The sequence below is a fragment of the uncultured Maribacter sp. genome (genome assembly GCF_947500405.1).
Lineage (GTDB): Bacteria > Bacteroidota > Bacteroidia > Flavobacteriales > Flavobacteriaceae > Maribacter_B.
Map to the genome: position 1 here is coordinate 1 of NZ_CANMRY010000065.1, position 785 is coordinate 785.

Annotated in this window: 1 protein-coding gene; it reads right to left on the bottom strand. The window is 32.6% G+C overall.

The features are described 5' to 3' along the window. Positions 1–185 precede the first annotated feature (185 nt). Complete coding sequence (locus Q0945_RS16010) at positions 186–707, bottom strand: hypothetical protein (protein WP_299436681.1); 522 nt, start codon at positions 705–707, stop codon at positions 186–188. Positions 708–785 lie beyond the last annotated feature (78 nt).

The window sequence follows — 785 nt, forward strand, 5'->3', positions numbered from 1 at the left end:
TAGGATATTAAATTTAGTCAGAATTTTTCAGGTCAGCCATTAAGGGTAACGGTCTCGTATAACCGTCAGTTACGGGTTAATATACGCAGGCTTTTCGGTTTAGCACCGGCTTTAGCAATTCCGAGTGGATTCGGACGTAGTCGAATCCGCCGTAATTGCGGTTATACATTGTTGTACACCGTTTTTTATTCACATCCTTTTATTTTATTCCAATCAACAGTTATTGTTTTAGTTGTCTGATTAAATTCAAATTCCGTGATTTTTTCTTCGCAATTCAGAGTCAGATATTCTTTTTCAAGTTTGTTAGTTGAAAAGTAACCCAACAATTGTCCCCAACAATAAGTCGGTAGACAGTTTTCTTTTTCCGATTCCGAAAGTTGTTCGAATTCCATTATTGAAATATCCTTAAAATACGGGATTTCAAATTCTCCAATATCTAATTTCCCATTACTGAATTCAATATTTTTAATTTCTATGTATAATCCAGCATAAGAGATTATTAAACTGTTATTTTTAATTTCAGATTCTAAAGGCAAAACAAAATTTCCGTCAAAGTCCGCCATTACTATCTTGTCAGACTCTTTAAATTTAATTTCAGCTCCAGGCAATGATAATGAGTCCATTAATATTGTTCCACTAACTTGACTAAATACAACATTTGTCAAGGCAAAAAATACAATTATCAATATGGATTTCAGTTTTCTCAATGGCTGCATTCAAGGTTCTAACGCAACAAACGTTGCTTTTTTTTTAGTTAGTCTAAGCTACAAATTTAAGTTCAAAAT